General features: G+C 65.2%; 28 protein-coding genes. 1 reads left to right on the top strand and 27 read right to left on the bottom strand.

Features of this window, described 5'->3' with window-relative positions:
• Nucleotides 1-2 precede the first annotated feature (2 nt).
• From trbJ to L6Q21_RS00680, 23 genes are all read right to left on the bottom strand, one after another.
• Complete coding sequence (gene trbJ / locus L6Q21_RS00790) at nucleotides 3-773, bottom strand: P-type conjugative transfer protein TrbJ (protein WP_237828520.1); 771 nt, start codon at nucleotides 771-773, stop codon at nucleotides 3-5.
• Nucleotides 770-3,226: a conjugal transfer protein TrbE gene (gene trbE / locus L6Q21_RS00785; protein ID WP_030540425.1), complete on the bottom strand. Its 2,457-nt coding sequence runs from the start codon at nucleotides 3,224-3,226 to the stop codon at nucleotides 770-772. The genes trbJ and trbE overlap by 4 nt, the downstream gene beginning before the upstream one ends.
• A 12-nt stretch (nucleotides 3,227-3,238) precedes the next feature.
• On the bottom strand, nucleotides 3,239-3,520 hold the full coding sequence (locus L6Q21_RS00780) for a VirB3 family type IV secretion system protein (protein ID WP_030540426.1): 282 nt from the start codon (nucleotides 3,518-3,520) through the stop codon (nucleotides 3,239-3,241).
• Nucleotides 3,520-3,849, bottom strand: a complete 330-nt coding sequence (locus L6Q21_RS00775; RefSeq protein ID WP_472908850.1) for a TrbC/VirB2 family type IV secretion system protein — start codon at nucleotides 3,847-3,849, stop codon at nucleotides 3,520-3,522. Before L6Q21_RS00775 ends, L6Q21_RS00780 begins: the two co-directional genes overlap by 1 nt.
• The gene (gene trbB / locus L6Q21_RS00770) at nucleotides 3,849-4,784 is read right to left on the bottom strand and encodes a P-type conjugative transfer ATPase TrbB (RefSeq protein WP_255696637.1); all 936 of its coding nucleotides are present in this window, start codon (nucleotides 4,782-4,784) and stop codon (nucleotides 3,849-3,851) included. Before trbB ends, L6Q21_RS00775 begins: the two co-directional genes overlap by 1 nt.
• 217 nt (nucleotides 4,785-5,001) lie before the next feature.
• A complete protein-coding gene (locus L6Q21_RS00765) occupies nucleotides 5,002-5,436 on the bottom strand; it encodes a hypothetical protein (RefSeq protein ID WP_030540429.1) in 435 nt (144 codons plus the stop codon).
• Nucleotides 5,437-5,445: 9 nt separating this feature from the next.
• Nucleotides 5,446-7,431: a conjugal transfer protein TraG gene (locus L6Q21_RS00760; RefSeq protein ID WP_030540430.1), complete on the bottom strand. Its 1,986-nt coding sequence runs from the start codon at nucleotides 7,429-7,431 to the stop codon at nucleotides 5,446-5,448.
• 25 nt (nucleotides 7,432-7,456) lie between these two features.
• On the bottom strand, nucleotides 7,457-9,196 hold the full coding sequence (locus L6Q21_RS00755; RefSeq protein ID WP_030540431.1) for a relaxase/mobilization nuclease domain-containing protein: 1,740 nt from the start codon (nucleotides 9,194-9,196) through the stop codon (nucleotides 7,457-7,459).
• 244 nt (nucleotides 9,197-9,440) lie between these two features.
• Complete coding sequence (locus L6Q21_RS00750; protein WP_237828514.1) at nucleotides 9,441-10,202, bottom strand: lytic transglycosylase domain-containing protein; 762 nt, start codon at nucleotides 10,200-10,202, stop codon at nucleotides 9,441-9,443.
• A 3-nt stretch (nucleotides 10,203-10,205) separates the two neighbouring features.
• On the bottom strand, nucleotides 10,206-10,553 hold the full coding sequence (locus L6Q21_RS00745; RefSeq protein WP_237828513.1) for a DUF736 domain-containing protein: 348 nt from the start codon (nucleotides 10,551-10,553) through the stop codon (nucleotides 10,206-10,208).
• 46 nt (nucleotides 10,554-10,599) lie between these two features.
• Nucleotides 10,600-11,145, bottom strand: a complete 546-nt coding sequence (locus L6Q21_RS00740; RefSeq protein ID WP_237828510.1) for a S26 family signal peptidase — start codon at nucleotides 11,143-11,145, stop codon at nucleotides 10,600-10,602.
• Nucleotides 11,142-11,660 (bottom strand): DUF2840 domain-containing protein, encoded by a 519-nt coding sequence (locus L6Q21_RS00735; protein ID WP_237828509.1) that lies wholly within the window; start codon nucleotides 11,658-11,660, stop codon nucleotides 11,142-11,144. The genes L6Q21_RS00740 and L6Q21_RS00735 overlap by 4 nt, the downstream gene beginning before the upstream one ends.
• Nucleotides 11,657-11,911: a hypothetical protein gene (locus tag L6Q21_RS00730; protein WP_237828508.1), complete on the bottom strand. Its 255-nt coding sequence runs from the start codon at nucleotides 11,909-11,911 to the stop codon at nucleotides 11,657-11,659. The genes L6Q21_RS00735 and L6Q21_RS00730 overlap by 4 nt, the downstream gene beginning before the upstream one ends.
• Entirely contained in the window at nucleotides 11,908-12,546 is a 639-nt protein-coding gene (gene parA, locus L6Q21_RS00725; RefSeq protein WP_237828507.1) for a ParA family partition ATPase, read from the bottom strand. The genes L6Q21_RS00730 and parA overlap by 4 nt, the downstream gene beginning before the upstream one ends.
• Nucleotides 12,547-12,754: 208 nt before the next feature.
• Nucleotides 12,755-13,642 carry a replication initiator protein A gene (locus L6Q21_RS00720; protein WP_224558964.1) on the bottom strand — a complete coding sequence of 296 codons (888 nt, stop codon included), beginning with the start codon at nucleotides 13,640-13,642 and terminating at the stop codon, nucleotides 12,755-12,757.
• Between the two features lie 11 nt (nucleotides 13,643-13,653).
• On the bottom strand, nucleotides 13,654-13,935 hold the full coding sequence (locus L6Q21_RS00715; RefSeq protein WP_066115913.1) for a helix-turn-helix transcriptional regulator: 282 nt from the start codon (nucleotides 13,933-13,935) through the stop codon (nucleotides 13,654-13,656).
• A gap of 138 nt (nucleotides 13,936-14,073) precedes the next feature.
• Nucleotides 14,074-14,568 carry a DUF2285 domain-containing protein gene (locus L6Q21_RS00710; protein ID WP_237828505.1) on the bottom strand — a complete coding sequence of 165 codons (495 nt, stop codon included), beginning with the start codon at nucleotides 14,566-14,568 and terminating at the stop codon, nucleotides 14,074-14,076.
• Complete coding sequence (locus tag L6Q21_RS00705) at nucleotides 14,543-14,833, bottom strand: transcriptional regulator domain-containing protein (RefSeq protein WP_237828504.1); 291 nt, start codon at nucleotides 14,831-14,833, stop codon at nucleotides 14,543-14,545. Before L6Q21_RS00705 ends, L6Q21_RS00710 begins: the two co-directional genes overlap by 26 nt.
• Nucleotides 14,834-14,952: 119 nt before the next feature.
• Complete coding sequence (locus L6Q21_RS00700) at nucleotides 14,953-15,216, bottom strand: DUF2285 domain-containing protein (RefSeq protein WP_237828503.1); 264 nt, start codon at nucleotides 15,214-15,216, stop codon at nucleotides 14,953-14,955.
• A gap of 126 nt (nucleotides 15,217-15,342) precedes the next feature.
• Nucleotides 15,343-15,585, bottom strand: coding sequence for a helix-turn-helix domain-containing protein (locus tag L6Q21_RS00695; RefSeq protein WP_224558971.1), 243 nt, complete (start codon nucleotides 15,583-15,585; stop codon nucleotides 15,343-15,345).
• Nucleotides 15,586-15,774: 189 nt separating this feature from the next.
• Nucleotides 15,775-16,104, bottom strand: a complete 330-nt coding sequence (locus L6Q21_RS00690; RefSeq protein ID WP_224558973.1) for a DUF736 domain-containing protein — start codon at nucleotides 16,102-16,104, stop codon at nucleotides 15,775-15,777.
• A 576-nt stretch (nucleotides 16,105-16,680) separates the two neighbouring features.
• The gene (locus L6Q21_RS00685; RefSeq protein WP_237828501.1) at nucleotides 16,681-17,121 is read right to left on the bottom strand and encodes a hypothetical protein; all 441 of its coding nucleotides are present in this window, start codon (nucleotides 17,119-17,121) and stop codon (nucleotides 16,681-16,683) included.
• Nucleotides 17,122-17,265: 144 nt separating this feature from the next.
• Nucleotides 17,266-17,433, bottom strand: coding sequence for a hypothetical protein (locus L6Q21_RS00680; RefSeq protein WP_224558976.1), 168 nt, complete (start codon nucleotides 17,431-17,433; stop codon nucleotides 17,266-17,268).
• 356 nt (nucleotides 17,434-17,789) lie between these two features.
• On the opposite strand from L6Q21_RS00680, the gene L6Q21_RS00675 reads away from it, so the two are divergent.
• The gene (locus L6Q21_RS00675; protein ID WP_237828500.1) at nucleotides 17,790-18,893 is read left to right on the top strand and encodes a restriction endonuclease; all 1,104 of its coding nucleotides are present in this window, start codon (nucleotides 17,790-17,792) and stop codon (nucleotides 18,891-18,893) included.
• 7 nt (nucleotides 18,894-18,900) lie between these two features.
• On the opposite strand, the gene L6Q21_RS00670 is transcribed toward L6Q21_RS00675, so the two are convergent.
• The 4 genes from L6Q21_RS00670 to L6Q21_RS00655 all read right to left on the bottom strand — a co-directional run bounded on the left by L6Q21_RS00670 (nucleotide 18,901) and on the right by L6Q21_RS00655 (nucleotide 24,746).
• Nucleotides 18,901-19,830, bottom strand: coding sequence for a DUF2493 domain-containing protein (locus tag L6Q21_RS00670; protein ID WP_237828497.1), 930 nt, complete (start codon nucleotides 19,828-19,830; stop codon nucleotides 18,901-18,903).
• A 312-nt stretch (nucleotides 19,831-20,142) separates the two neighbouring features.
• Nucleotides 20,143-21,183, bottom strand: coding sequence for a DUF7146 domain-containing protein (locus L6Q21_RS00665; protein ID WP_237828496.1), 1,041 nt, complete (start codon nucleotides 21,181-21,183; stop codon nucleotides 20,143-20,145).
• Between the two features lie 70 nt (nucleotides 21,184-21,253).
• Nucleotides 21,254-23,377: a ParB/RepB/Spo0J family partition protein gene (locus L6Q21_RS00660; protein ID WP_237828494.1), complete on the bottom strand. Its 2,124-nt coding sequence runs from the start codon at nucleotides 23,375-23,377 to the stop codon at nucleotides 21,254-21,256.
• A gap of 172 nt (nucleotides 23,378-23,549) precedes the next feature.
• Nucleotides 23,550-24,746 carry a DUF932 domain-containing protein gene (locus L6Q21_RS00655; RefSeq protein ID WP_171376103.1) on the bottom strand — a complete coding sequence of 399 codons (1,197 nt, stop codon included), beginning with the start codon at nucleotides 24,744-24,746 and terminating at the stop codon, nucleotides 23,550-23,552.
• Nucleotides 24,747-24,953: the final 207 nt, after the last annotated feature.

Genomic DNA, 24,953 nt, shown 5'->3' with positions numbered 1-24,953 from the left:
CCTCAGTTGCCGTTCGGGAACATGCGGGCGTTGCCCGGTTGGTAGCCGCTGCCCGGTGTGAGGAAGCGGCGGCGCTGTTCTCGGCCTTGCTCGGCCGCTGCGGCCCGCTCGGCCTCGGACAAGCTCTGGGCGCGGCCATTGGCGGCGACGACGGCGGTAAGGTCGGCAAGCTGCTGCGCCTGGAGCGCCAGGAGCTCATTGCCTGCCTGTGTCGCCTGCAAGGCGCCCGTCGCGCCCTGGCTCTGGCCGACCAGCGCCGACATCTCGCTGCGGTTGGTGTCGATGTTGCCGACGACGCCGGCCTGCACGCGCATGGCATCCTGCAAGCCGCCGACGGTGTTCTGCCAGCGCTCGCGCGCCTGCGTCACGAGCGCCTGATCGGAGGCCGACATCGAGGCGTCGCCGTATGTGGTCTGGAACGCACGGTCGATCTGCTGGACGTTAAGCGCGATCCCCTGCGCCTGTTGCAGAAGCTGCTGCGTGCGCTGGACGGATTGCTGAAGCTGCTGGAGCGAGGAGTACGGCAAGCTCGCCAGGTTGCGGGCCTGATTGATCAGCATGGTCGCTTCATTCTGAAGCTGGGTGATCTGCTGATTGACCTGCTGGAGCGTGCGCGCCGCCGTCAGCACGTTCTGCGCATAGTTGGTCGGGTCGTAGACGATCCATTGCGCGGCGGCGGGCGGCGTGAGGACGGGAGACAGAGCAAGCGGGGCTGCAAGAATTGCGGCCGTCATGCGCAGAGTCCGCGCGCGGTTTTGAAGGAAACGGGTCATGGGCGTACCTCCGGTTCGCTTTTGGGGATAACATTGGTGAGGCCGGCGATGAGATCTGCAGCCCAGTCGAGCCGGTTCGCCGCGAGCCACTCGCGCAGGAACCCGTCCGTGCCGCTGCGGGCATGAATATCGGCTATCATCGCCTGATGCTGTTTGGATGAGGCCGCGCACAGCGCCAGGGCCACGTCCGACAGGCCCAGCTCGAACAGCCGATTGCCGCGCCGGGACTGGCAGTAGTAGTCGCGCTTCGGCATTGCGCGCGCCAGGATCTCGATCTGCCGGTCGTTGAGACCAAAGCGTCGATAGATGGCGGTGATCTGTGGCTCGATCGCGCGCTCGTTCGGCAGGAGGATGCGCGTCTGGCAGCTCTCGATGATCGCCGGCGCAATTGCCGAGCCATCGATGTCGGAGAGCGACTGCGTGGCGAAAATCACGCTGGCGTTCTTCTTGCGCAGCGTCTTCAGCCATTCGCGAAGCTGTCCGGCGAAGCCCTCATCGTCGAGGGCGAGCCAGCCTTCGTCGACGATGAGGAGCGTCGGCCGGCCGTCGAGGCGGTCCTCGATGCGGTGGAAGAGATAGGCGAGCACGGCAGCGGCTGCGCCGGTGCCGATCAGCCCTTCGGTTTCGAATGCCTGGACGTTCGCTTCGCCAAGATGCTCGACCTCGGCGTCGAGAAGACGGCCATACGGACCACCGACACAGTAGGGCCGCAGCGCCTGCTTCAGGTCGTTCGATTGGAGCAGGACGGACAGGCCCGTCAGCGTTCGCTCGGAAACTGGTGCAGAGGCCAGCGACGAGAGGGCTGACCAGAGATGCTCCTTGACCTCGGGCGTGACGGGCACACTCTCGCGACCAAGGATCGCGATCAGCCAGTCGGAGGCCCAGGCTCGCTCGGCGACGTCGTCGATGCGGGCGAGCGGTTGGAGGGACACGCTGTCGTCGGCGCCTTTGGTCAGGCCGCCGCCGAGATCATGCCAGTCGCCACGCATGGCGAGCGCTGCCGCACGGATCGATCCGCCGAAATCGAAGGCGAAGACCTGCGACTGCGGATAGCGCCGGAACTGAAGCGCCATGAGCGCGAGCAGCACCGACTTGCCGGCGCCGGTCGGCCCGACGATTAGCGTGTGGCCGACGTCACCGACATGGATGGAAAGCCGGAACGGGGTCGAGCCTTCGGTTCTGCCGTAAAGCAGTGGGGGTGCATCGAGATGCTCGTCCCGTTCCGGTCCCGCCCACACCGCCGACAGCGGGATCATGTGGGCGAGATTCAATGTGCTGATGGGCGGCTGGCGGACATTGGCGTAGACATGCCCGGGCAGCGAGCCGAGCCACGCGTCGACGGCATTGATGGTCTCTGCCATCGCGGTGAAGTCGCGGCCCTGGATTACCTTCTCGACCAGCCGGAGCTTCTCGGCGGCGATCCGGGGATCGTCGTCCCACACCGTGATGGTCGCGGTCACATAGGCCTGGCCGGCATAGTCGGCGCCGAGCTCTTGCAAGGCCATGTCGGCGTCGGCGGCCTTGTTGGCGGCGTCCGTATCGACCAGCGCGGAGGCCTCGTTGGTCATCACCTCCTTGAGGATGGCGGCGATCGACTTGCGCTTGGCGAACCATTGCCGCCGGATCTTGGTCAGCAGCTTGGTGGCGTCGGTCTTGTCGAGGAGGATCGCCCGCGTCGACCAGCGATAGGGAAAGGCGAGCCGGTTCAGCTCGTCGAGGATGCCGGGTGTCGTCGCCGTCGGGAAACCGACGATAGTGAGGATGCGGACATGCGTGTCGCCGAGGCGGGGCTCGAGCCCGCCGGTGAGTGGCTGATCGGCGAGCAGCGCATCGAGATACATCGGCGTCTCGGGGACGCGGACGCGATGCCGTTTCGTCGAGATCGTCGAATGCAGGTAGGTGAGCGTCTCGGCGTCATCGAGCCACACGGACTCCGGCATGAAGGCGTCGATGAGATTGAGGATGCGATCGGTGCGATCGACGAAGCCGCGAAGAATCTCGTGCGCGTCAACGCCGGCGTGGTCGCGACCTTCATAGAGCCAGGTTTCGGCGCGTGCGGCGTCCTCGGCTGGCGGCAGATAGAGGAATGTGAGGAAGTAGCTGGACTCGAAATGCGCGCCCGCCTCCTCGAAGTCCGCCTTGCGTTCGGCTTCGACCAGCGCGGAGGCGCTGTCGGCGAACATGCTGGCGGGATAGGTCGCGGCGCCGTGGCGCTGCGCCTCGACAAAGATGGCCCAGCCGGAGCCGAGGCGCCGGAAGGCATTGTTCAATCGGCCGGCGACAGCCACCAGCTCGGCCGGCACGGCGCTGTCGAGATCGGGGCCGCGGAACCGGGCGGTGCGCTGAAGGCTGCCGTCCTTGTTCAGCACCACCCCTTCACCGACCAGTGCCACCCAGGGCAGGAAGTCCGCGAGGCGGGCGTTGCGGTTGCGATATTCAGCGAGATTCATCATCGGCGGCGCTCCTCAGACCGACAGGTGGCCAGGGATGCGCAGATGCTTGCGCACGACGTCGACGAACTGCGGATCGCGCTTGGCCGCCCAGACGGCGGCGAAGTGCCCTACGGCCCAAAGGCCCAGGCCGACCAACCAGAGGCGCAGGCCGAGGCCGAGTGCGGCCGCGAGCGTGCCGTTGAGGATGGCGAGCGAGCGCGGCGCGCCACCCAGGAGGATGTGCTCGGTGAGCGCCCGATGGACCGGGACCGAAAATCCGGCCACTTCGCCACCGTGATGCACTCCGTCGGCCATCAGACGAGCGCTCCGCCGCCGAAGGAGAAGAAGGACAGGAAGAAGCTCGATGCGGCGAAGGCGATCGACAGGCCGAACACGATCTGGATCAGGCGTCGCGCCCCGCCCGACGTGTCGCCGAACGCGAGGGTAAGGCCGGTGATGATGATGATCATCACCGCGATGATCTTGGCGACCGGCCCCTCGATGGATTCGAGGATCGACTGGAGTGGGGCTTCCCATGGCATCGACGAGCCCGACGCATGGGCGGCCGGCGACAGCGCGAGCGAGAGGAAGGTGACGGACACCGCCGTTGCGATGTGGCGGCGGATGCGCAAGGCATGCTTGATCATGACGGGTCTCCTGTGAGGGGCTGGCTTGCGGGGGTGACGCGGTAGTCGCCGTCGGGGCCGAGGCCCTCGACGCGGGCGAGTTCGGCGAGGCGCCGCGAGGAGCCGCGGCCGGAGAGCACGGCGACCAGATCGATCGTCTCTGCGATCAGCGCGCGCGGAACGGTGACGACGGCTTCCTGGATGAGCTGTTCGAGACGGCGCAGCGCGCCGATGGCGGTGCCCGCATGGATGGTGCCGACACCGCCGGGGTGGCCGGTGCCCCATGCCTTCAACAGGTCGAGCGCCTCGGCGCCCCGAACCTCACCGATCGGGATTCGGTCCGGTCGAAAGCGCAGCGAGGATCGGACCAGTTCTGAAAGGGTAATGACGCCGTCCTTGGTCCGCATAGCGACAAGGTTCGGCGCGGTGCATTGCAGCTCGCGCGTGTCCTCGATGACGATGACCCGGTCCGAGGTCTTCGCGATCTCGGCGAGAAGCGCATTGGTGAGCGTGGTCTTGCCGGTGGAGGTGCCACCGGCGACGAGGATGTTGCGTCGCTCGCCGACGGCGACACGCAAGGCCTCGGCCTGGCCCGCCTGCATGATGCCGGCGGCGACATAGTCGTCGAGCGTGAACACCGCGACGGCGGGTTTGCGGATCGCGAAGGCCGGTGCGGACACGACGGGCGGCAACAACCCCTCGAACCGCTCCCCCGTTTCGGGCAGCTCGGCCGAGACACGCGGCGCGCCGGGATGAACCTCGGCCCCTACATGATGGGCGACGAGGCGGACTATCCGCTCGCCATCGGCTGGCGAGAGGCGTTCACCCGTGTCGGAAAGGCCTTCCGACAGCCGGTCGACCCAGAGCCGCCCATCGGGGTTGAGCATCACCTCGACGATCGCGGGATCTTCCAGAAACGTGGCGATCGCCGGCCCGAGGGCCGTGCGCAGCATCCGCGCACCGCGAAGTATCGCCTCCGATTTCTGTTGAGTTGCCGCCACGTCGTCCCCGTTCTCTTGCGGGTCCGCGATGCGCGGCCCTGGATCGGGGATGAGTAGAAGAGGCAGAATTCATGGCCTGACAACAACCATCATGTGGTCGTCGTACTGTGGCGTACAAAGACAGGGAAACGGCGGAATGGCCGAATACTTGTGATGGGTGGATCAGTGATTATTCCGCGTCGCGCGCGGGCGAGATGTCTTCCGAAATTTCCTGCCTGAGCTTCGGCCCCTGCGCGAGTCGACGGCCAAGCGCGGTGACGAAGGCCTCATAGCGTTCGCCCGCCTTGGCGCGTGCCGCGATCTGCGCCGGCTCGGGGAGCGGCGGGTTGGAGGTCAGCCAGAAGCGGATGAACACGGCGAGCGTCTCGACAGATATGCCGAGGTCGCGCTCCATGCGCGCCATGCGCCGGTCGAGCTGATCGAGGCGCTTCGTGGTTGCTGCCTCCTGCCGCTCGGCGGCGTCTGGCGACAGAAAGGAGGCGATACCGGCTTCGGCGACCAGGGAGAGGGACAGGTCGCGGCGCGCGGCGTGGGCGGCGAGCGCCTTCATCACGTCAGGGTCGAGATAGACGGACAGCCGTTGCTTCTTCGGAGGCTTGGTCACCGGCGCCTCCTACAATTCGATGCCGTCGCCCGGATCAAGCGAAGCCTGTCGGGCGACCTGGCGCATGGTCTGGGTCATGCGGCTGAGGCGGGCGGCATCCTCTTCGACGTCATCGCGAGGATCGATCTCGAATTCGTTTTCGATGACGGGCTTGCGCTCGACGGTCTTGGTGCGGCTCAGCTCGGGCTGATGACGGCGCTCGGAATCCGTCGGATCGTCGTCAGCTACGTCATCCACGGCGACGGGCGTGTTCAGCACCGGGCGTTCGGGCAAAACCAGCGCGCTCCAGTCGTCTGTCCTTGCGCTCGCCGGCTTGGTCTGGCCGGGCGGCGTGAGGATGCGTTCCTGAAAGCGCCGGTCCTCGTAGTATCGGGCCTTCTTGGCGCGGATCGGTGGGATGCCGGCGACCATGACGATCTCGTCGGACGGCGGGAGCTGCATGATCTCGCCCGGCGTGAGCAGTTGCCGGGCGGTCTCCGAGCGCGACACCATCATGTGGCCAAGCCAGGGAGAGAGCCGGTGGCCGGCATAGTTCTTCATGGCCTTCATCTCGGTGGCGGTGCCGAGCGCATCGGAAACGCGCTTGGCGGTCCGCTCGTCGTTGGTCGCGAAGCTCACGCGGACATGGCAGTTGTCGAGAATTGAATTGTTCGGGCCGTAGGCCTTCTCGATCTGGTTCAGAGACTGGGCGATGAGGAATGCTTTCAGGCCGTAACCTGCCATGAAGGCGAGCGCGCTCTCGAAGAAGTCGAGCCGGCCCAGCGCGGGAAACTCGTCCAGCATGAGCAGCAGGCGGTGACGGTTGCCCTTCGCCTGCAAATCCTCGGTCAACCGGCGACCGATCTGGTTGAGGATCAGGCGGATCAAGGGCTTTGTCCGGTTGATGTCAGATGGCGGCACCACGAGGTAGAGCGTGGTCGGATGCTTGCCGCCGACCATATCGGCGATGCGCCAGTCGCAGCGGCGGGTGACCTCGGCGACGACGGGATCGCGATAGAGGCCCAGGAACGACATCGCGGTCGACAGCACGCCGGACCGCTCGTTGTCGGACTTGTTCAGCAGCTCGCGGGCGGCGCTGGCGATCACCGGATGCGGGCCGGCCTCGCCGAGATGCGCGGTCTTCATCATTGCCGCGAGTGTCGACTCGATCGGCCGCTTCGGATCGGAGAGGACGGCGGCGACGCCAGCCAGGGTCTTGTCGGCCTCGGCGTAGAGGACGTGCAGGATCGCGCCGACCAAAAGCGCGTGGGACGTCTTCTCCCAGTGGTTGCGTTTCTCGAGCGAGCCTTCCGGATCGACCAAAATGTCCGCGATGTTCTGCACGTCGCGGACCTCCCATTCGCCGCGCCGCACCTCGAGCAGCGGGTTGTAGGCGGCCGACTTTGCGTTCGTCGGATCGAACAGCAGCACGCGGCCGTGTCGAGCACGGTAGCCGGCGGTGAGCATCCAGTTCTCGCCCTTGATGTCGTGGACGATCGCCGAGCCCGGCCAGGTCAAGAGCGAGGGTACGACCAGACCCACGCCTTTGCCGGAGCGGGTCGGCGCGAAGCAGAGCACATGCTCCGGGCCGTCATGGCGCAGATAGTCGCGCTCATGCTTGCCGAGCACGACGCCATCCGGACCGAGCAGGCCCGCGGCCTTCACCTCTTCCGGCCGTGCCCAGCGGGCGGAGCCATAGGTCTCGACGTTCTTCGCTTCGCGCGCCCGCCACACCGACATGCCGATGGCGACGGCGATCGAGATGAAGCCGCCCGACGCGGCGATATAGGCGCCCTCGACAAAGATCGGCGGGGCATAGGCATCGTAGAAATACCACCACCAGAAGAAGGCGGGCGGATAGTAGATCGGCCATCCGGCGATCTCGAACCACGGCTGCCCAAGCTGAGCTTGGAAGCCGAGACGGTAGGCTGTCCATTGCGTCGCGCCCCAGGTCGTCATCAGCACGATCAGGAAGACGGTGAGGATCTGGCCCCAGAGGATTTTCGTCGCCGACATGGCGGGTACTCCTTTCTTGGTTGGGCTACATGCCGAGGCCGCGATTGCGGCCGAAGCTCCAGTCGACGCCGCCGGCTCCGCGCGAGACGCCGGAGACGTGCTGGCCGAGCTGACGTTCGAGGGAGGGCGACCAGGGCACGAGCTGGAAGCCGAGGCCGTCGTCGATCATGGCGAAGCGGCCGGAGGCGAGCGCGAAGCGCTGCCGATAGGTACCCGCCACATACTCGCCCGTTCCGGCCTTCGCGAATTGGCGGCCGGTCTCGGCCGCGAGCTTCTCGCCGAGCGCCTCGACCTCGCGTTGACGGAGCGTGTCGATCAGTCCCCGCGAGAAGCTGACGCCACGTGTCTGGCGCTCGGCGAGCCCCTGGTTGATGAGATGTTCGGCGCGCCGGTCCATCGCCTGGCGCACCTCGGCGCCGAAGCCGCCGCCGCCGAGTGCGACGGGCTCACGGGCGATCGCCTGACGGTCGAGCCAGGTGGCGCCGGTCGCGTGAACTTGCCGTTCAATGTCGAGATCGGAGCGGACGGCAAGCGCCACGCGCCGACGGCCCTGGGCGTCGTCGAACTTGCGCAATTCGACGATCGACCCCGGCGCGCTGTCACCGGCGGCGTCGAGATCGGGCAGCTTGATGTGGTGGGTGCGCCCATCCGTGCCGTCGACCACGGCATAGGCCGTGCCCTTCAGCTCGTCGTCGAGCCCGCGATCGACCAACCGGCCAATGACAGGATCGTCGATACTCTCGCCGGCAAGCACATAGCTCGCTGCGCCGCGCTCGATGCCGCGTTCAGTGAGGCTGCGGTGGATGCGCTTGATAATGTCGCCACGCTCGCCGAGCGCGCGCAGGGTCTTCTCGGCGTTCTCCGATACGACCCACTGACCGGGGCCGACCTGATCGGCAAGGCCGAGTGTTTCCAGCTTCCGCAGCCGGCCGACCTTCATCGCGTGGAATTCGTCCGGCTGGCGATCGGGATGCGGGGCGAGGTCGGCGACGCCCGTGCGATAGCTGTCGCGGGCGATCTGACGATCGAGATCGGTCCAGCGCTCCGCGCCGATCTGCCGTTCGAGGTTGCGACGGATCTCGTGATCCGTTCGCGGACCCAGCTCCTGGGTGACGAGATCCTGCGCGCGAGCGCGCATTCCCTCCTTTATGTAATCGCGGGAAATGACGAGGTCCTGGCCGTCGTCGGTCCGGCCCCGCAGGATGATGTGGACATGAGGATTGTCGGTGTTCCAGTGATCGACGCCGACCCAGTCGAGCTTCGTGCCGAGGTCTTTCTCCATCTGCCCCATCAGCTCGCGGGCGAAGCCTTTGAGGTCGGACATCTCGGTCGCGTCCTCTGGCGAGACGATGAACCGGAAATGATGTCGGTCGTCCTGGGTCCGCTCGGCGAACGCCTTCGGATCGACGTCCTCGGTCTCCGGCCCGAACAGCCGCGCCTTCTCTCCATCCCGGGTGACGCCCTCGCGTCGCAGATAGCTGAGGTGGGCGCTGAGCGGCGCTGAACGGGCGGTATGGCGCACGACGCGCGTCTTGATCACCGTGTTGCGCGATCGGCTCGTGAGCAGCCGATTGGCCTGCACGGTCGCGCGCTGGCCGCGTCCGAACCGCGAGCGATTGCCCTTGCTGATCTGGCCGGAGCGTGAGACGCGTCCGCCGGCCCGCTGCGCGGCCGCGAGCGCCTGGGCGATGAAGGGGCGGGCAGCTTGAGCGCGGGTGGAGCGGATGCGGCCAGGCCGGATGCGGAAATCGTCCTCGTCGCTCATGGTCGAGGCCCCGCACATCGCGCAATCGCGCGGTAATCCTTGGCGAAATGGCGAATGCGCAGGCTGCGCCGATCAGGCGCACCTCGCGCCAATGCGCCATAAGCCTCTGAAAACACACGACCGCACCAAGCCGCGCATCGCCGGCTTTTATCTCGCCATCGTTCGGTTGTGCTGCTTGCTCTTCCCGCCTCTGACGCCAGATCCACGCCAGAGCCCGACAATGCCGCATGAGGTGCGAAGCCCATCATCGTGGCTCCGCACGATCGGTTCGCGCCACGAATAGGCCGTCCGATCGCGGTGCAGGCAGTACCGGATCGCGCGCGGACTCCTGCGCAGATGGTTCAGCCAGATCGCGGTCGTGCTGCCGTTGGACTGCACCCGCGCTGCTGTTGACCTGCACGATGAAGAGCGGCGCACGGGTCCAGGCGAGCGGATCGGCGGTCGCCACCGTAACCGGGGCAGAAAGATCGCCGCCGCCGATGATCGGTGCGAGAGCGGCGACATAGGCGCGCGTTTCGGCTGGCAATGGTCGGCCAGCGAGATACTCCTCATAGCGCCCGGGGCCAGCGTTGTAGGCCGCGAGGAAGCCCGGCGAACCGTAGCGGTCGTGCATGTTGCGCAGATACGCCGCGCCCGCCAGAATGTTGTCGCGCGGATCGTAGGGGTTCGCGCCGAGACCATGTCGAGCGCGCAGATCCGCCCAGGTGGCCGGCATGATCTGCATCAGGCCCATCGCGCCGGCCGAAGAGATCGCGCGCACGTCGCCCGCGCTTTCGACCCGCATGACCGCACGAATCCATTGCTCGGGAACGCCGAACCGTTGCGCGGCCTCGGTGATGAAGGCGGCGTAGGGATCGACGCGAGAGGGGCGCTCGGCCGGCACGGTCTGAGCATTCGCCGTGGCGCAGATTGGCGCGGCGAGCAGAAGGCCGGAAAGGAGAAGGAGGGCTGTGCGCCGGGCAGTGTTTGACCGCCCAGCGACAGCTTGGTGGCGCGGGATCGACATCGCTCAGTCCCGCTCCGCGCGCTTGGGCGGACGGTTCCAGTGCAAGCCCCATGCGGACTTATCGTCGGCCGACTGGAAAAGGTTGGCGCGGATCGGATGACCGAAGGTCGGATCGTCGATCTGCAGCGAGACGTAGTTGCCGGCCTTCTCGCCGGTGCGCTTCCACCCTGCACCGATCTCCGCGCCGGTTTCGTTGCTCATGGTGTCGAGCACATGGACGCGGTAGTCCGGCGCGTTCTCGGCATCGGACGGTTCAGCCGGAACGATGATGATGTCCTGGTGCAATGACAGCGTCATCAGGTGGCCGATGAAGCCGTCATTTTCGCGCGTGAATTGACCGATAACGGACATGGGGCGTCTCCTTCTGATTGCGGTGGCCAAGGTCATGGGCGTGCCGTCACCGCGTCGGCGCGCGCCAGACGAAGCGGTCATCGCCGTCCTCGTCAGTGTAGAGGGGGGTGGCCCGGCCGATGACCGAGCTGGCGGGCAGCGGTCCGAAGTAACGGCCGTCGAGGCTGTCGCGGACCTGCCAGTTCATCAGGAAGAGCTCGTCGTCGGCGATGACGCGGCATCCCTGCCAGGTCGGCAGTTCGCGGCCCCGGCGATCACGGTCGAGCGCATCGCCGATGGGTCGGCCATCGACGGTGATCGTGTGGCCCGATCGGCAAAGCCGTTGACCGGGCAGACCCGCGACCCGCTTCAGCAGGGGCACGCCGCGCGGCAGATATCCGCCATCGGCAAGGAACGTGGCGATCGGCTCCGGCGCCGCTACGGCGACGAGGTCGGACGCTTCCAATCCGTCGCTGGCGCTGATCGCATAGAGGCCGATCGGGGTGCTCGCGGAGGCATTCCAGATCAGCTTCGGCGCGAAGGACACGATCGACAGGATACCCATCAACATCACCGCCAAGTACGTCGTCATGACATATCCAAAGCGGCTCATGGCATGATCCTCCGGCGCAGGAGGAAGGCGCGATGCTGCTGCGAGTCGTAGGCGCGCGGTGCTTCACCGGCTGTCAGACGGTTGTGGACGTGTCGCCAGTGATCGGGCGAAACATCGATCGCACCGATGCCGCGCGCTTCGATGGCATCAATGAGCTGGAGGACGCGCTCGACCTTCGGCCAGCCGTCGGCGCGCAACAGGATGTCGCCGCCGGGGCGCACGAATGGCAGGGTCTGGCACCGCTCGCCCGCACTAACGGCGCGCACGATGTCGAGGCGCGAAAGTGCGGTGCCGTAGTCGTTGGAGGTCCAGCGGACGAAGGCGAAGACGCTGTCCGGCGCGAACGACACGACGCGCCGACGTCGGTCGAGGATCTGTTCGGCAGTCTCGCGACCGAACCTGATCCAGAATTCGATCTTCTCCTCGACCCACGTCAACTCGACATGGGTCAGTGCATCTGCCGCAGGCGCGTGCGGCAAGCCGCTGCGCAGCGACGTGTCAGCGACACCGATCATCGCGGCTCTCCTTCGCTGGTGGGGAACTCGCGCTCGAACAGGGCGCGCAGCATGTCGGCGACCGTCTGTCCGCGCTGGAAGGCGGCAAACTTGATCCGGCCTCGCATGTCGGCGGTGACGTCGATGGTCAGCCTGGCGCTGAATTCGGCGGCGGGGTCCGTGCGCGGCGATGGACGGTCTGGCGCCTTGATCCAGCTTTCCGGATCGGCAGGCCGGGACGCGAAACTGCGTTTGGAGGACCGCTCGCTCATGCCCCGATCCTCGTGACTTCGGCGGCGAGCGCGGCAATCTCCCGCGCGGCGGGCGATGTATCGTCCTGCTCGGCCGCGAGCCGTCCGGTCTGCACTACATCGGCGAAAGCGATGCGCTGACCGATGGTGGTCAGGAGTGGCGGCGGATCATGCTCGGCGAGCGTTTCGGCGGTTTCGCGGGCGAGGATCGTGCGGGTCGCACAGCGGTTCAGCACGAACCGCGCCTTGAGGTCCGGTCGATAGATTCGGGCTTCGCTGAGCAGCGTCAGCATCTCGGCCGATGCCCAGCCGTCGAACGGCGACGGCTGCACTGGGATCAGCACGAGATCGGTGGCGAGCAGCGCCGAGCGCATCAGACCGGCGACACGCGGTGGTCCATCGATGACGACATGATCGACATCGCGCGCCAGCTCCGGTGCTTCGCGGTGGAGCGTATCGCGCGCCAGGCCGACAACACCGAACAGCCGCTCCAACCCCTCCCGGCTGCGCTGCTGCGACCAGTCCAGCGCGGAACCTTGCGGATCGGCGTCGATCAGCGTCACGCGCTTTCCGTCCCGTGCCCATTCGCCGGCGAGGTGCAGCGCCAACGTCGTTTTGCCGACGCCACCCTTCTGGTTGAGAAACGCGACGATCATAACGGTCTCCCGGCGATCGGGGACTCGTCCACAGCAGTCGAAAAGCGCGGTTGCGTTAGAAAGATTCCGTAGGAATCTAGGTTAGATAAGTTACGGGGCTCGCAAGCTGCTGATTCAGCGCGATGAATCGACGATTCCGGTCCCCGATAGCACGAGAGTCCGGTCCCCGATGGCACGATAGCGCCGGTCCCTGATAGCACGAGATGATTCACAGCTTATCCCCAGGTCGAGTTGCCGAGCGGCGACGGCGGCGCGGGACGCCGAGCGCGTCGGGATCGGTGGGTACGAAGGACAGGATTTCGGGGCCGCCGAGGCACTGCTCGATGGTTAGGCGATAGCCCGGCAGCGGCTGGCGGCGGACGATGTCGCGCAGGTCGTAGGCGAAATGCTTGAGCGGCGAGAGACTGCCGGACTTCGCGTGCAGATGCGGGAAGTCAAAGCTCCAGCCGTGTTCCTGCTTGCCGCCATGCTTGCGCACGAGGCGGTAGAGCCAGCGCTCCAGACCGCCGGTCAGCCTGAAATAGTTGCGGTCGATCGTCAGGACGAGCGCGTCATCGAGGACAGCGGCGTAGAACCAGTCCGGCACGATCAGTTCGAGCCCGAGCGGGCGGCCACGGTGATCGGCGCGTTCCTTCCACTCGTTGATCCAGGAGAAGCGGTGCATCCGCCGCTCGGTCGGCTGGCGGATCGAGGTCGCTATGGTGGTGGACTGGAGGCGGTCGAGCGCGGCCTTCAGGCGGTCGTAATCGCGCAGCGAGACACCGCGTCCAATGAAGTTCAGAATCTCGTAAGGCGTGGTCGCCATCAGGCGTGACGGGCGCAGGCCGACGTCACGGGCCTCGACGATTTGCGAGGCCGCCCAGATCAGAACATCGGCGTCCCAGATCGTCGCCATGCCGTGCTCGGGCACGGCTTCGACACGGATCTTCACCGAACCCGCCTTGAAGTCGATCGGCGCCAGGCGCTTCGACTTGGCGAGCGAGAAGAACGGATAGGCCATGAGGTCCTGCGCGTCGCGCGGCGCCAGATCGCCGGGCAGCGCCCGGAACAGATCGAGCTGCGCACGCTCGTCGTGCTGTGTGTGACGGGACGACATGGCGGGTCGTCTCAGCGCGGCTGGCGGCCGGCAAAGCGGCGATCCGACGGCTCCTGCCGCTTGGCGGGGAGCACCGTGCCGCGCGGGTCAGAGGTCGAACTGACGAGGCCGCGATCCGCCCAGGTCTGGAGATCTTCAATAGCGTAGACGACGCGGCCGCCGAGTTTCCGGTAGGCCGGGCCGGTACCATAGGTGCGATGCTTCTCAAGCGTGCGCTCGGACAGTCCGAGGAAGCGGGCAGCCTCCTGCGTGCGCAGATAGCGTGGCGGGATGCCGGCGGTCGTATCGGCCATTGTCGAGCCTCCGTGGTCTCATCAGGGGCCGCTGCCGTCAGGCGGCGGTTCGAGAGCACGGTGGCGTGAAGACGGTGGGTCGGACGATGTCGGAGATAGGAATCTAATTTCGACACGCCCCAGGCGGTCGGTTACGGCCTATGATCGGCGGGGTCTGCGCAGGAGCGAACGGTAGCCGCCGCCGACCAGTTTCAGGCCGTCGCGGGCCAGGCGGATGGTGATTTCGCGCAGCGCGTCCCCGGCCCAGGAGGCGGAGTCGATTTTGTGACCAGGGAACAGAGCCTCCCCGATCGATCGATATGTCGCCCCGGAGCGACGCCCATCGAGCGCGCGCAGCATCTGTCGCGCGCGCTCGCGCCGCTGCGGGGTCATTCGAGGGTCGTTCGGGACGCGCTTGCCCTTGATCGCGCTCCAGAACCGGGTCAGCGCGGTCTGTCGATCCGGTGTGAGGTCATCGAACATGACCATTGCTGCGAGCGGATTCTCGTCCTGCGGGTCGGCTAGCGTGACGTCATATTGCTCACCGCGAATATCGAGCCGCAGATGAGCAGGGCCATGCTGGAATATGGCACGGAGGCGCAGTTCATCGGCCGTAATGGAGAAGCCGTCAGGACGCGGACCTGCGGCGAACATGATTGCCGCCGGGTCGACTTGCGGGGTCCAGAAGATCTGCTGGGTATGGGCCGAAATGAGAGGGTCTGCGCCGAAATCGCAACCCCCATAGATTTGCAAATTTTTCGGCGGCTTCAAATGAAAGCCGTCCGGTGGACACAAGATCCTGATAGGCTTTCTGGTAGTCTGGGTTTCTGCGCAGGAACTCCCAAGCAAGATCGCCTGGGGTTAGATCATCCACATAGTCGTAGGCGGTCTCTGACCGCCAACTTTCATCCTCAGACATCCTCCAACGCCTCCGCGCAAATTTGACGCAACGCGAGTTAAGCAGGCGGCACGATCTCAAGTTGAACCGGACTTGGGAAGAACGAAGGCGGATCCACGTGATGCAGGTTCTGCATCACCTCAATGGAGGCGGGCCCCGAGAAGCTCACAGAAGCCGTTCTCGGTCATCCATTTCGCGCGAGCGAGGTGGGCGGCATGGATTTTTGCCGCGCGGTTGGGATCGGTTACGGGGTCGAGGCCGAAAACTATTCTGACGACTTCCTCCCAGGCCGCGCCATCCGCCTCGGCGTCTAGCAGCCGGAGATACAGCTTCAGATGCGCCTGATCATAGGCGGTGAGCGCCGCGCTTGCCGGCGGTTCGTCGAGATATTCCTCTTTGGTCACGATAGTCCCCACGGAGCATTCGTATCCAATTTGGAGCGATTTGTTAACCGTGATGATGTTCCACAGCGCACCGTCGCGGTTCGATGCAAAATCGGGATGGCCGTGCGGGCACGTCCCGATACGAGGTCAAGGTTGGTCCTTGTCACCAACTAGCATCACTCCCACGCTTTGGCCGGAGTTGAGCAGGACGATGCCGCTGCCTTCAAAGGCTCGCCGGACCTGATCGCGCGTTGATTCATACACCTCGAGCCCGCTGTCGGATTCGAGGCGCTTCAAAGCGGTCAGTGATACCCGGGCCTTGTCAGCGAGCGTCTCCTGTGTCCAACCCAGCAACGCGCGTGCGGCCCGTGATTGTCGGGCGGTGATCATGCATGATCACCTCCCACTCGGACCTACTCGCACGCTAGAACTACGGCTATAATAGTCGCTCTTGCCAGGGATGGCCAGCGGTTGTGGCTTTCGCAGGCCCGTTTCCCGCTTCGGATGCCGCAGGCGATTCGCTTTATCTTCACGCGTTTGGCCCCGCCCGGATCAACCGGGCGGGGCGTCGCGCTGGTCTTACTCGCCGTTGCGGCGGCCGTTCGGGCGGGACCAGATGAGGCTGTAGCCTTCGCCTTCCTCGTCGTCGAAGAGGTTGGCGTAGATCGGGGCGTTGAAGCTGGGATCGTCGAGCTTCAGGCCCAGATAGGCGCGCCCCTCGTTGGAGGTCTTGGACCAGGCGGCGCCGATCTCGGCGCGGCCGACGAAGACGCGGTGGCTGGGGGCGTTCTCGCCGGAGGCGCGGGCCTCGGGGACAATGCGGACGTTCTTGGTCTGCAGGCTGAGCGTGACGATTTCGCCGGTGAACTCGTTGTTGCCGGTCTTCTTGAAGGTGCCGATGGTCGCCATGGTAGTTCTCCTTAAACTCTGTTCCGAGCCCGCACCATTGCGGCCTCGATGGCGATCGACGGGCCGGAGGCGATTGACGGCGCACCCCGTAGGGGCCTGACAGCAAAGGAGGGGCTTTCTTGGCTCGCGAGGAATGACGGCGCAGCCGGCAGGGGAAGAAAGTTTCGACGCCGCTGTTGCGGCATAGGCGATCGAGGCGCAGCCGACCTTCGGCCAGATCAGCCCATTGAAGAGGCCGTTTTGCAGCGGTCGACCTGACAGAGACGCATCAAAGGAGAACGTGGCGACCACCCCGGACCGACATGATCGTGACACCGCCCGACACCGCGGTTCAACATGATCCGTCAGACGCTAAGTGCCGCCGTCTCCTGCCCGCCGCCCGCAAGATCACCCCCTCTCGGCACTCGCACCGTCGGGAGGATTGTCAAAGCATTGCCTCCAGCACCGTCACCGAGGGCATGGCGCGTCAGTTGGGTTAGCCGTCGATCCGATCAACGCGATTGCAAACGACCGTGACGACGAGAAGCGCGACACGTAAGGCATCAACCCACCGCCCTGCCGCCGCCGGCAACGATGTCAGGCGCGCGCGACGTTCTGCCCGGTTGGCCCGGGCGCGGCCATTGCTGTCACCCGGATCAGCGCCGTGCCGCCGACGGCGATTGCACCGATGACGGAGAAGATGATCTGCCAGGTGTCGGAGGGCATGGTGTGTTTCACGAGGCCATGCGTCGCGTGGTAACCGGCGAGCGCCGCGGGCGCGACGAAGGCGAGTGCGATCGCGAGCCGCATCCAGAGCGGGCGGACGAAGGCGAGCAGGAACTGCCCGAGGCCGAGCGTCAGTGCGGCGGCGACAAAGCCGACGAGGATCGCGCCGAGCCAGCCGGCGCCGGTCTGATAGGCCCAAGTCCCGGCGCTGACGCCGGCGAAGAACGGCAGCGCGAATACGGCCAGTGTGAACAGAAGCCAGCAGAGAACGCCGATGGCTGCGATGCTGGAGAGGATGCCGATGAAGATCATGATGGTGTTCTCCGTGAGATAAAGGTCTGACGGTCGCGCCTCCACCACCATCGCGGCGCGTCGACAGTATAGCCGAAGAGAAGGCAGGACGGGAGCGGAAATCCCGTAGGATTTTCGCTTGCGGCCGTAACGCTTGGCCCGCGATCAGCGGGCGAAAGGATCGACCTCGTGAACGATGGCGGCGAATTCGCCGTCATATTCGCCAGCGGGCATGACACCCATGGTGCCGTCGCCGGCCTGGAAGATGACGATCGAGACCATGAGGGTGGTGGCGAGGCTGAAGGCGAAAGCGTGCGCTTGCTTGAGGGTCATCTGACCGGCTCCTGTCTTGGAGGCGGGAGACCATCTCCCGCGCGACAGGCGCCCGATGTGTCCGGCCAAGGGCCGCAATCACCGCGCAGGCAAAGCCAAAGCGGCGGCATGCCCGCATAGCCGACCCTTTATGGGTTGATGGCGTCAGGCCAGCGGCTGGACCAAGGATTAGCGCGATGGAAGCGGGAGATGGTCTCCTGGAGCTGAGAGGGGCCACCTGTCATGTCGCTGTCCACGCTGACGCTTCGACGGAAGCCTGTGCTAATGATGACGATGAGTTGCGAGCAAATGTGACGGATACAACGTAAGTAGAAAACCGACCCAAGAGAGAACGATGATTTATGACCACTAGATTCTTGGCTGACACGACAGTGAACGATGTTGATTCGACCTTCATCGGTCGACGTTCCGAGATCGATTGGTTGGATGAGCGTCTTTATAGGCGTCGCCAGGGCGCGCCGATTGTAGTGGCGGGCGCTGGAGGCGTCGGAAAGACGACGTTGCTGCAGCTCTTTCTTTCGTCGCGGCGGCGCGAGGATGAAACGACCTGGCTGAATTTGGACGCCTCGGTTGATCCTATGGGAGAGGTCTCGGCGTTCGTTGAAAACCTATATGCCTCAAGAGAGGGCGGAACCATTGTTGCGATCGATGGCGCCGAACGGTTGACCGATGAGCAGATGGAGGTCGTCAGCCGGCGGGTTCTCAATCTGAAGCGGGTCCGAGGGCTTATATTTTCGACGCGACGCACGCCGATCATGCCGCGCGCGGAGATTTTGAACCTCGGGGCGATGGCGCCGGCGGAATCAGAGGAGCTTCTACAGAAGCTTTTGAAGGGCGGCTTGCCGGAAGAGATGCTGGCGCGGGCTGTGCAGATCACGGCAGGTTACCCGGCTGCAGCAAAAATGCTCGCCCAGCTGGTGCGGGAGGGTCGCCGCGACGAAGTAGCAGAGCTTCTTCGCGGGGAGATTTACGATGTAGAGAAAGCTCTCGTTTTGCCTGCCCAGGAGATCATCTCCGAGGTGCGGCCGCAAATTGTCGTCGCGAATGCGGCGTTGGTCGAACGTCTCAAGCGCCAGCCTGAGTCGATTTATCGCCTCCCGCCACGCCAGTTCGAGGAGGTCATTGCGGAACTGCTCGATGGCATGGGCTTTGAGGTTGAGCTGACCAAGCAGACGCGCGACGGCGGGAAGGACATTCTCGCGTATATGAACACGGGAATCGGCAAATTTCTGTGCCTGGTCGAAGCCAAGAAGTACCGAAAAGATCGCAAAGTTGGCGTTGAGCTCGTGCGGACGCTCTACGGGACGCTGTGTGATTATCAAGCCAACAGTGCGATGCTGGTGACGACCTCTTCGTTTTCGACTGACGCTCGCGCGTTCCAGAAGAAGCATGAGTATCAGCTTTCGCTTCAGGGCTATGGCGACGTGGTCAAGTGGATACAGGATTACAAGAGGCGGTAGGCGGCGCTCACGCGCTGCCTGATCCGAATTTCCAGACCGGAATGCCGAGCTTCTTGGCCTTGTCGGCGAGGTTGTCCTGAATGCCGGTGCCAGGGAAGACGATGACCCCGATCGGCAGGACGTCGAGCATCTGATCGTTGCGCTTGAACGGTGCGGCCTTGGCGTGTTTCGTCCAGTCAGGGGCGAAGCCAACCTGCGGCACCTTGCGGGTGTCGGCCCATTTCGCCGCGATCTTTTCGGCACCCTTCGGCGACTTGCCGTGCAGCAGCACCATGTCGGGGTGCTTGGCGTGTACTTGGTCGAGTTTGGCCCAGATCAGGTGGTGATCGTTGAAGTCGAGCCCGCCGGTGAAGGCGATCTTTGGACCTGCGGGCAGCAGCACCTGATTGTCGGCCCGTTTCTTGGCGGCGAGGAAGTCCCGGCTGTCGATCATCGCCGAAGTCAGGTTGCGATGGTTGACCATCGATCCGCTGCGCGGTCGCCAGTTCGATCCGGTGTGGCGCTCGTAGTGCTCGGCGGCCTGGTCGCGCATTAGCTCGAAGGCGTTGCGGCGTTCGATCATGGTCTGACCCTCGGCCGTCAGGCGTTCCAGTTCGACGGCCTTCACTTCGCTGCCGTCCTGTTCGCGCTGGCCGCGGCGCTGCGCCTGCTCGTTGTCATCCAGCTCGCGCTCGATCCGGTCGGTAGCGCGGTGGAAGACGTTGACGGTCGACCAGAGGAGATCGTCGAGGTCGGGTTCGAGGCGGGTGTCCTCCAGGGTTGCGATCAGGGCGTCGAAGATATCGGCGATGGCGCCAGCGACATGGTAGCCCTCCGGAAGTGGTCTGGGATCGGGCTCATCCGTGAAGGGACGGTAGCCGTAAAGCTGGAGTTCGCTGAGGACATGGTCGGTGGGTGAAGAGGCGTGGTGCGGTTCGTAGTCGTCGTGATTGCTCATCGGGATGCTCCGTCGGTTCGACCGCGACCCTCGCGGCCTTCATGGCGACGAAAGCCGGCGGGCGGTTCGGACCTGCACCCGCAGCGGAGCGGAGGGCCGGAGTGCAGCGGAGGATGACGAAGGCGGGCTATTTTGCCTCGCGATGGAAAGGCCCGAAGGGCCGCCGGAAAATAGTCCGCCGCAGGCATTGCGGGTCAGGGCCGTTTGCTGGCCGATCGCCCTCTCGAAGGCCGGGGCGCGGTTCTCTCCGACCTGGGGATCATCCGAGCGATGCCGACGACGGCGCTCCGCCGCCTGCATTCTCCTGTCGGCCTATGCCGCCAGCGCCATGAAGCGTGCGACGTCCTGTGGCGCGATCTGCACCCTTGCCGTTGCCCGGAGGCTGTCCAAACCAGCGAGACGGAGATCCTCGTTGAAGTCGCCCAGTGTTGGAGACACCGCAATCGCCTCGATCCCGGCCGCGTTCGCCCGTTCGATCAACGTCGCCATCGCATCGTCACCGGCCGGATCATTGTCGCGGGCGATGTAGAGCCGGCGCAGCGTGTCGGGGAACAGGATGGCTGGGAGATGTGCCGCCGAGAGCGCCGCCGCCATCGGCATGGTGGGCAGAGCCATCCTGAGCGACAGCATTGTCTCGATGCCTTCGCCCGCCGCCATCACTTCGCCTGCCACGCCGAAGCGAACGGCATGCCCGAGGAGGTCGCCCATCGCCCGTCTCGGCGTTTCGATCGGGGCCTTGCCCGAGCCGTCAGGTGCGAGCCAGGTGCGATGCGCGCCGGTTTGACGCCCGTCGAGATCGGTGACCGATGCGATCATCGCCGGCCAGGTCTCGGTCGGGGAATGCTCGCCGGGCCGGTAATAGCAGCGGGGATGGAAGCGCAGGCTTCCGGTTCCGTGCAAATCCGTAATGCCACGTGTGCGCAGATACGTCGTTACGAGTGTGCCGGAAATCGGCTGCGCCATGGCAAAGAGCCGTCGTGCCGCTTCCGGTGACCCTGATGGCGCCGGTGACTTGCGCTCGCAACCCTGCGGACGGTCCGGTTCGGGATGTGGCATCGACAGGAAGGTGCGCGCCTCATCGGCGACGTCCTTGAAGTCGACCAGGCCGCAGCTCTCGCGGATGACGTCGAGAAGATCGCCATGCTCGCCGGTGGCGGCGTCGGTCCATTTGCCGGCGGCGCCCTTGCCGGTGTCGCCGCCCTTCAGCCGCACGAACATCGAGCGGCCAGGCGTATTGCGCACATCGCCGACCAGCCAGTAACGGCCCTCTCGATGTCCAGCGGAGAGATAGTGGCGACAAACGGCCTCGGCCTGAGCCGCGAGCCGTCGCGCAAGATTTGTGGCAGGTTGCATCGCGGACTCCGAGACGAAAAACGGGCCCGCCGTTGCCGGCGGGCCCTCGGGGGACGTGTTGCTCCTTCGGCTATTCAGCCGCGATCACATGCATGTCGATCTCGGCCGGCTCATCTTCGATCTGCGGCTCGGTTTCCGCCATAGCCGTTTCGCCGCCGTCTTCCACCGTATCTTCGACCTCACGATCTCCGGACTGGCCAGTCTCGACGGCTGATGCGTCATCGACCGCGGTGACCAGGTGCCCAGGCGTGCGCAACGGCTCCGGCAACCAGCCGGACCCGGCGAGCAGTTCCTGCGCCTTTTCGGCCATGTCGCCTTTCTTGAGGTGTTCGATCCGATCACCGGCACGCGTGCCTTTCGCCTCGCGCACTGATGCGACGATGCGTGCCTTGGTGACACGGCCGAGGTAGGTGTCGATCGTGGGCTCCCATCCGGCTGCCACCATGTCGAGATCGACCGCTTGGGCGAGCTGGTCGGCGTGTGCGAGCGCGCGGGGCCGACGATTATAGGCCTCATAGATCGCGTTGACCGACAACGACACGCAATGCGCGAACAGAGCGTATCGGCTGTCACCGCCGAACGCCTGTAGCGCCTCCCACAGATCGCCAGGCTCCTTCGGAAGCGCCGTCACCCACGTCTGATGGCGGCCAGCGACGGCCGAGGCCAGGCTGCTGTCATTCAGACCTGGCGCCTGCGCGCCGAAACTGACGCTCTTCAGGTCGAACTCCAGGCAGGTGTCCGAGCCATAGTGATAGAAGGCCCGAAGTGTGAGCGCATGGAGCGCGGCGAGGAAGGCGACATCGGGCTGCTCGCCGAGCGCATAGCGCAGAGCCAGCGTGCGATGGGCGGTCAGTTCGGTCATCAAGCGGTCCGGGATGGGCTTCAAGCCATCGTCTTCCTCGGGGTCCGCCGTCGTCTCGATGTCCGCGGTCAGGTGATCGTCCTCATGCTCCGCGCGCGCCGCGACGGCGTTCACGCCGTCCTCGACCTCGGAATCGACTTCCGGTTCGATCGGTTGTTCGTCCTCGGGGCGGACATAGCCGCGCTCGACCCGCAGGTTGCCCGATCCGTCGATGCTGACGAAAGCGCCGGCCCGCGCGATCTCCTCGGGATCGAAGACCATCGGCCGATCGTCGAGCGCGCTGATCGCGGTTTCGATCTCACTGAGCCGTTCGTCAACCTCGTTGGGCAGATCCTCGGCGTCGGCATAATTTTCTTCCAGTCCGTCCAATTCGGCCTGAAGGGCGTCGCGGGTGGCCTGTTCCTCCTCGGTGAGAGCGGGCTGCTCGCCACGGAGGTGGCGCAGGCCGTAGGTGTGGCCGTAGGGGAAGTCCGGCGCCACATCGATCCACTTCCAGCCTTCGGCGGAGATCGCCTCGGACTGCTCACGCAGCTTCTCGGCCACCAACATGTCGAGAAGGCCTATATCCTGCAGCCAACCACCATCGTCACCCTGGAACAGGTCGTGCATGATGACGCCGCCAGCTTCGGCGTAGGCTTCCAGCCCGACGAACTGTGCACGCTTGTCGGCGGCGCGAACCGCGCCCTCGGTGAGCATCCGGCGTATGAGATGCGGTTCCTTGCTGTAGCCCTGTGCGAGGCGCTCGAAGACCTGCTCCTGCCGCTCATGATCGCCGTTGACCGTGAACGCCATAAGCTGATCGAGGGTCATGCCGTCGGCGGCATAGACGTCGAGGAGCTTGGGCGAGACCGACGCCAGACGCAGGCGCTGCTTCACGACCGAGACTGAGACGAACTGGTTGGCGGCAATCTCCTCTTCGGACATACCCTTCTCGCGGAAGGTCAGGAAGGCACGGAATTGGTCCAGCGGATGAAGCGGCGCCCGCTGGATGTTTTCGGCGAGCGAGTCCTCCTCGGGCATGCCGCCCTCGCGGATGACGCAGGGGACCGGCGCGTTCTTGGCGAGGCGTTTCTGCTTCACTAGGAGTTCGAGCGCCCGATAGCGGCGTCCGCCGGCGGGGATCTCGAACATGCCGGTCTCGTTGCCGTCCGCATCGCGCACCGGCCGAACCGTGATGCTCTGCAGCAGTGTTCGCCGGGCGATGTCCTCGGCCAGCTCTTCGATCGACACGCCGGCCTTGATCCGCCGGACGTTCGCCTGGGAGATGACGAGCTGGTTGAAGGGAATGTCGCGCGACGACGACAGGGTGATTTTCTTCGCAGCAGTAGCCATGGGAATGTACTCCGCGACGGGCGCCGAGAGACTCTCTCTCAGCCCTAAACCCGTCACGAAGCGAAGCGCCGCCCTCTTCCTCTAAAGGGGGCAGCGCCACGGAGCGGAATTGGGGACACGCGGAAGCGCAAAGCCGGAGACACGGAAAACCGCATCTCTGGCTTTGCGGAAATCAGGCCGCTCGATCGAGCAGCTTCTTGGCCTTGCCTTCCATGTCGAGGCGGGCGTCCTGATGCGGCTTGTCGCGCGCGACCGCAGTGATGCCCTGCACGAAATCGAAGATGCTCTCGGGCGGACGGCCTTCCTCTGCCAGGACCGTGTCGATGATCTTGCCGGTCTCGGCCTTGGAGAAACCGCGTCGACGCAGGAAGTCGGTGCGGTCCTCGTCGCTGCGCGCCACGATCCGCTCGCGCGCCGCCTTGATGCCGTTGACGAAAGGCAGGGGTGAGGAGTTGGCAAAGTTCGCCAGCGCTGGCGCCGCCTCATGGGCGAAACGGTTGGCGGCATATTTGCTGTGGCGGATGGTGATCTCCTCGAAATCCTCCACGCCCCAGAGATTTCGATTCTGGCAGACCGCACGGAGATAGAAGCTCGCCATGCCCAGCGTCTTGGCGCCAACTTCCGAATTCCAGCAGTAGAAGCCGCGGAAATATAAGTCGGGCGAGCCGTCTGGAAGGCGCCCGGCCTCGATCGGATTCAGGTCGTCGACCAGAAACAGGAAGACGTCACGGTCGGACGCATAAAGCGTGGTCGTATCCTCGGTGATATCGACGCGCGGATTGTAGATGCCGGTCGACCAGTCTAGCACGCCCGGCACTTTCCAGCGGGTGTCGCCTGTGCCGTTGCCGGCGATGCGTTGCACCGCCTCGACCAATTCGTGGTCGAAGATGCGGCCATAATCCGGACCGGTGACGGCGCGCAGCGCGACCCGGCCGTTGTCAGTTTCCAGCGTCTTGATCTGCTCCGCCCGATTGGACGTCAGGCCATATTGCAGGTTGATCGCGGCGAGCGGTGCGGGAAGCTGGCGCAGATAGGCTGCCGGCGCGCCGACCAGGCTGGCCAGTTGGCCGAAGCTCCAATGGGTCGGGGCAATGGGCGTGTCCGTGCCTGGCAGGATCAACGCCAGCCGTTCGGGGTCGCTGCGGTTCGCCTCGACGTGGATCAAGGCGCTTTCCACCACGCGGGTCCGGCTGCGATCGGTGCGATCACGAACGGCCCACGCCAGCTCGGACAGCGACAGGTAGCGCTCGTCTGCGGGCCGGGAAAACCATTCCGACGAGACGCGGCCGATTCGCTCGCCGCGGCCGACATCCACTTTGTAACCGCCGCTGGTGTCGCGGCGGGCCTCTAGAACTGAAAGCTGGGTCATGGGACCAATCTCCATGACGGGCGCCGGAGACCTCTTCTCCAGCCCTCAACCCGTCACGGCAAAGCCGGTCCGTCCTCTTCCTCTCAAAGGGGCGTTGCGGGGCCTCCCGCAGAAGGGGTCGACCGAGACGCAAGGCTCGGGCGCAGGGGAAGGCTTTCCCCTTTCGGTAATCAGCGAGAGTCTGCAAGATTGCTGCGGGCATTTGCG

The organism is Sandaracinobacteroides sayramensis (genome assembly GCF_022014495.1).
Classification (GTDB): Bacteria; Pseudomonadota; Alphaproteobacteria; order Sphingomonadales; family Sphingomonadaceae; genus Sandaracinobacteroides; species Sandaracinobacteroides sayramense.
This window is presented reverse-complemented; position numbering and strand designations above follow the sequence as displayed.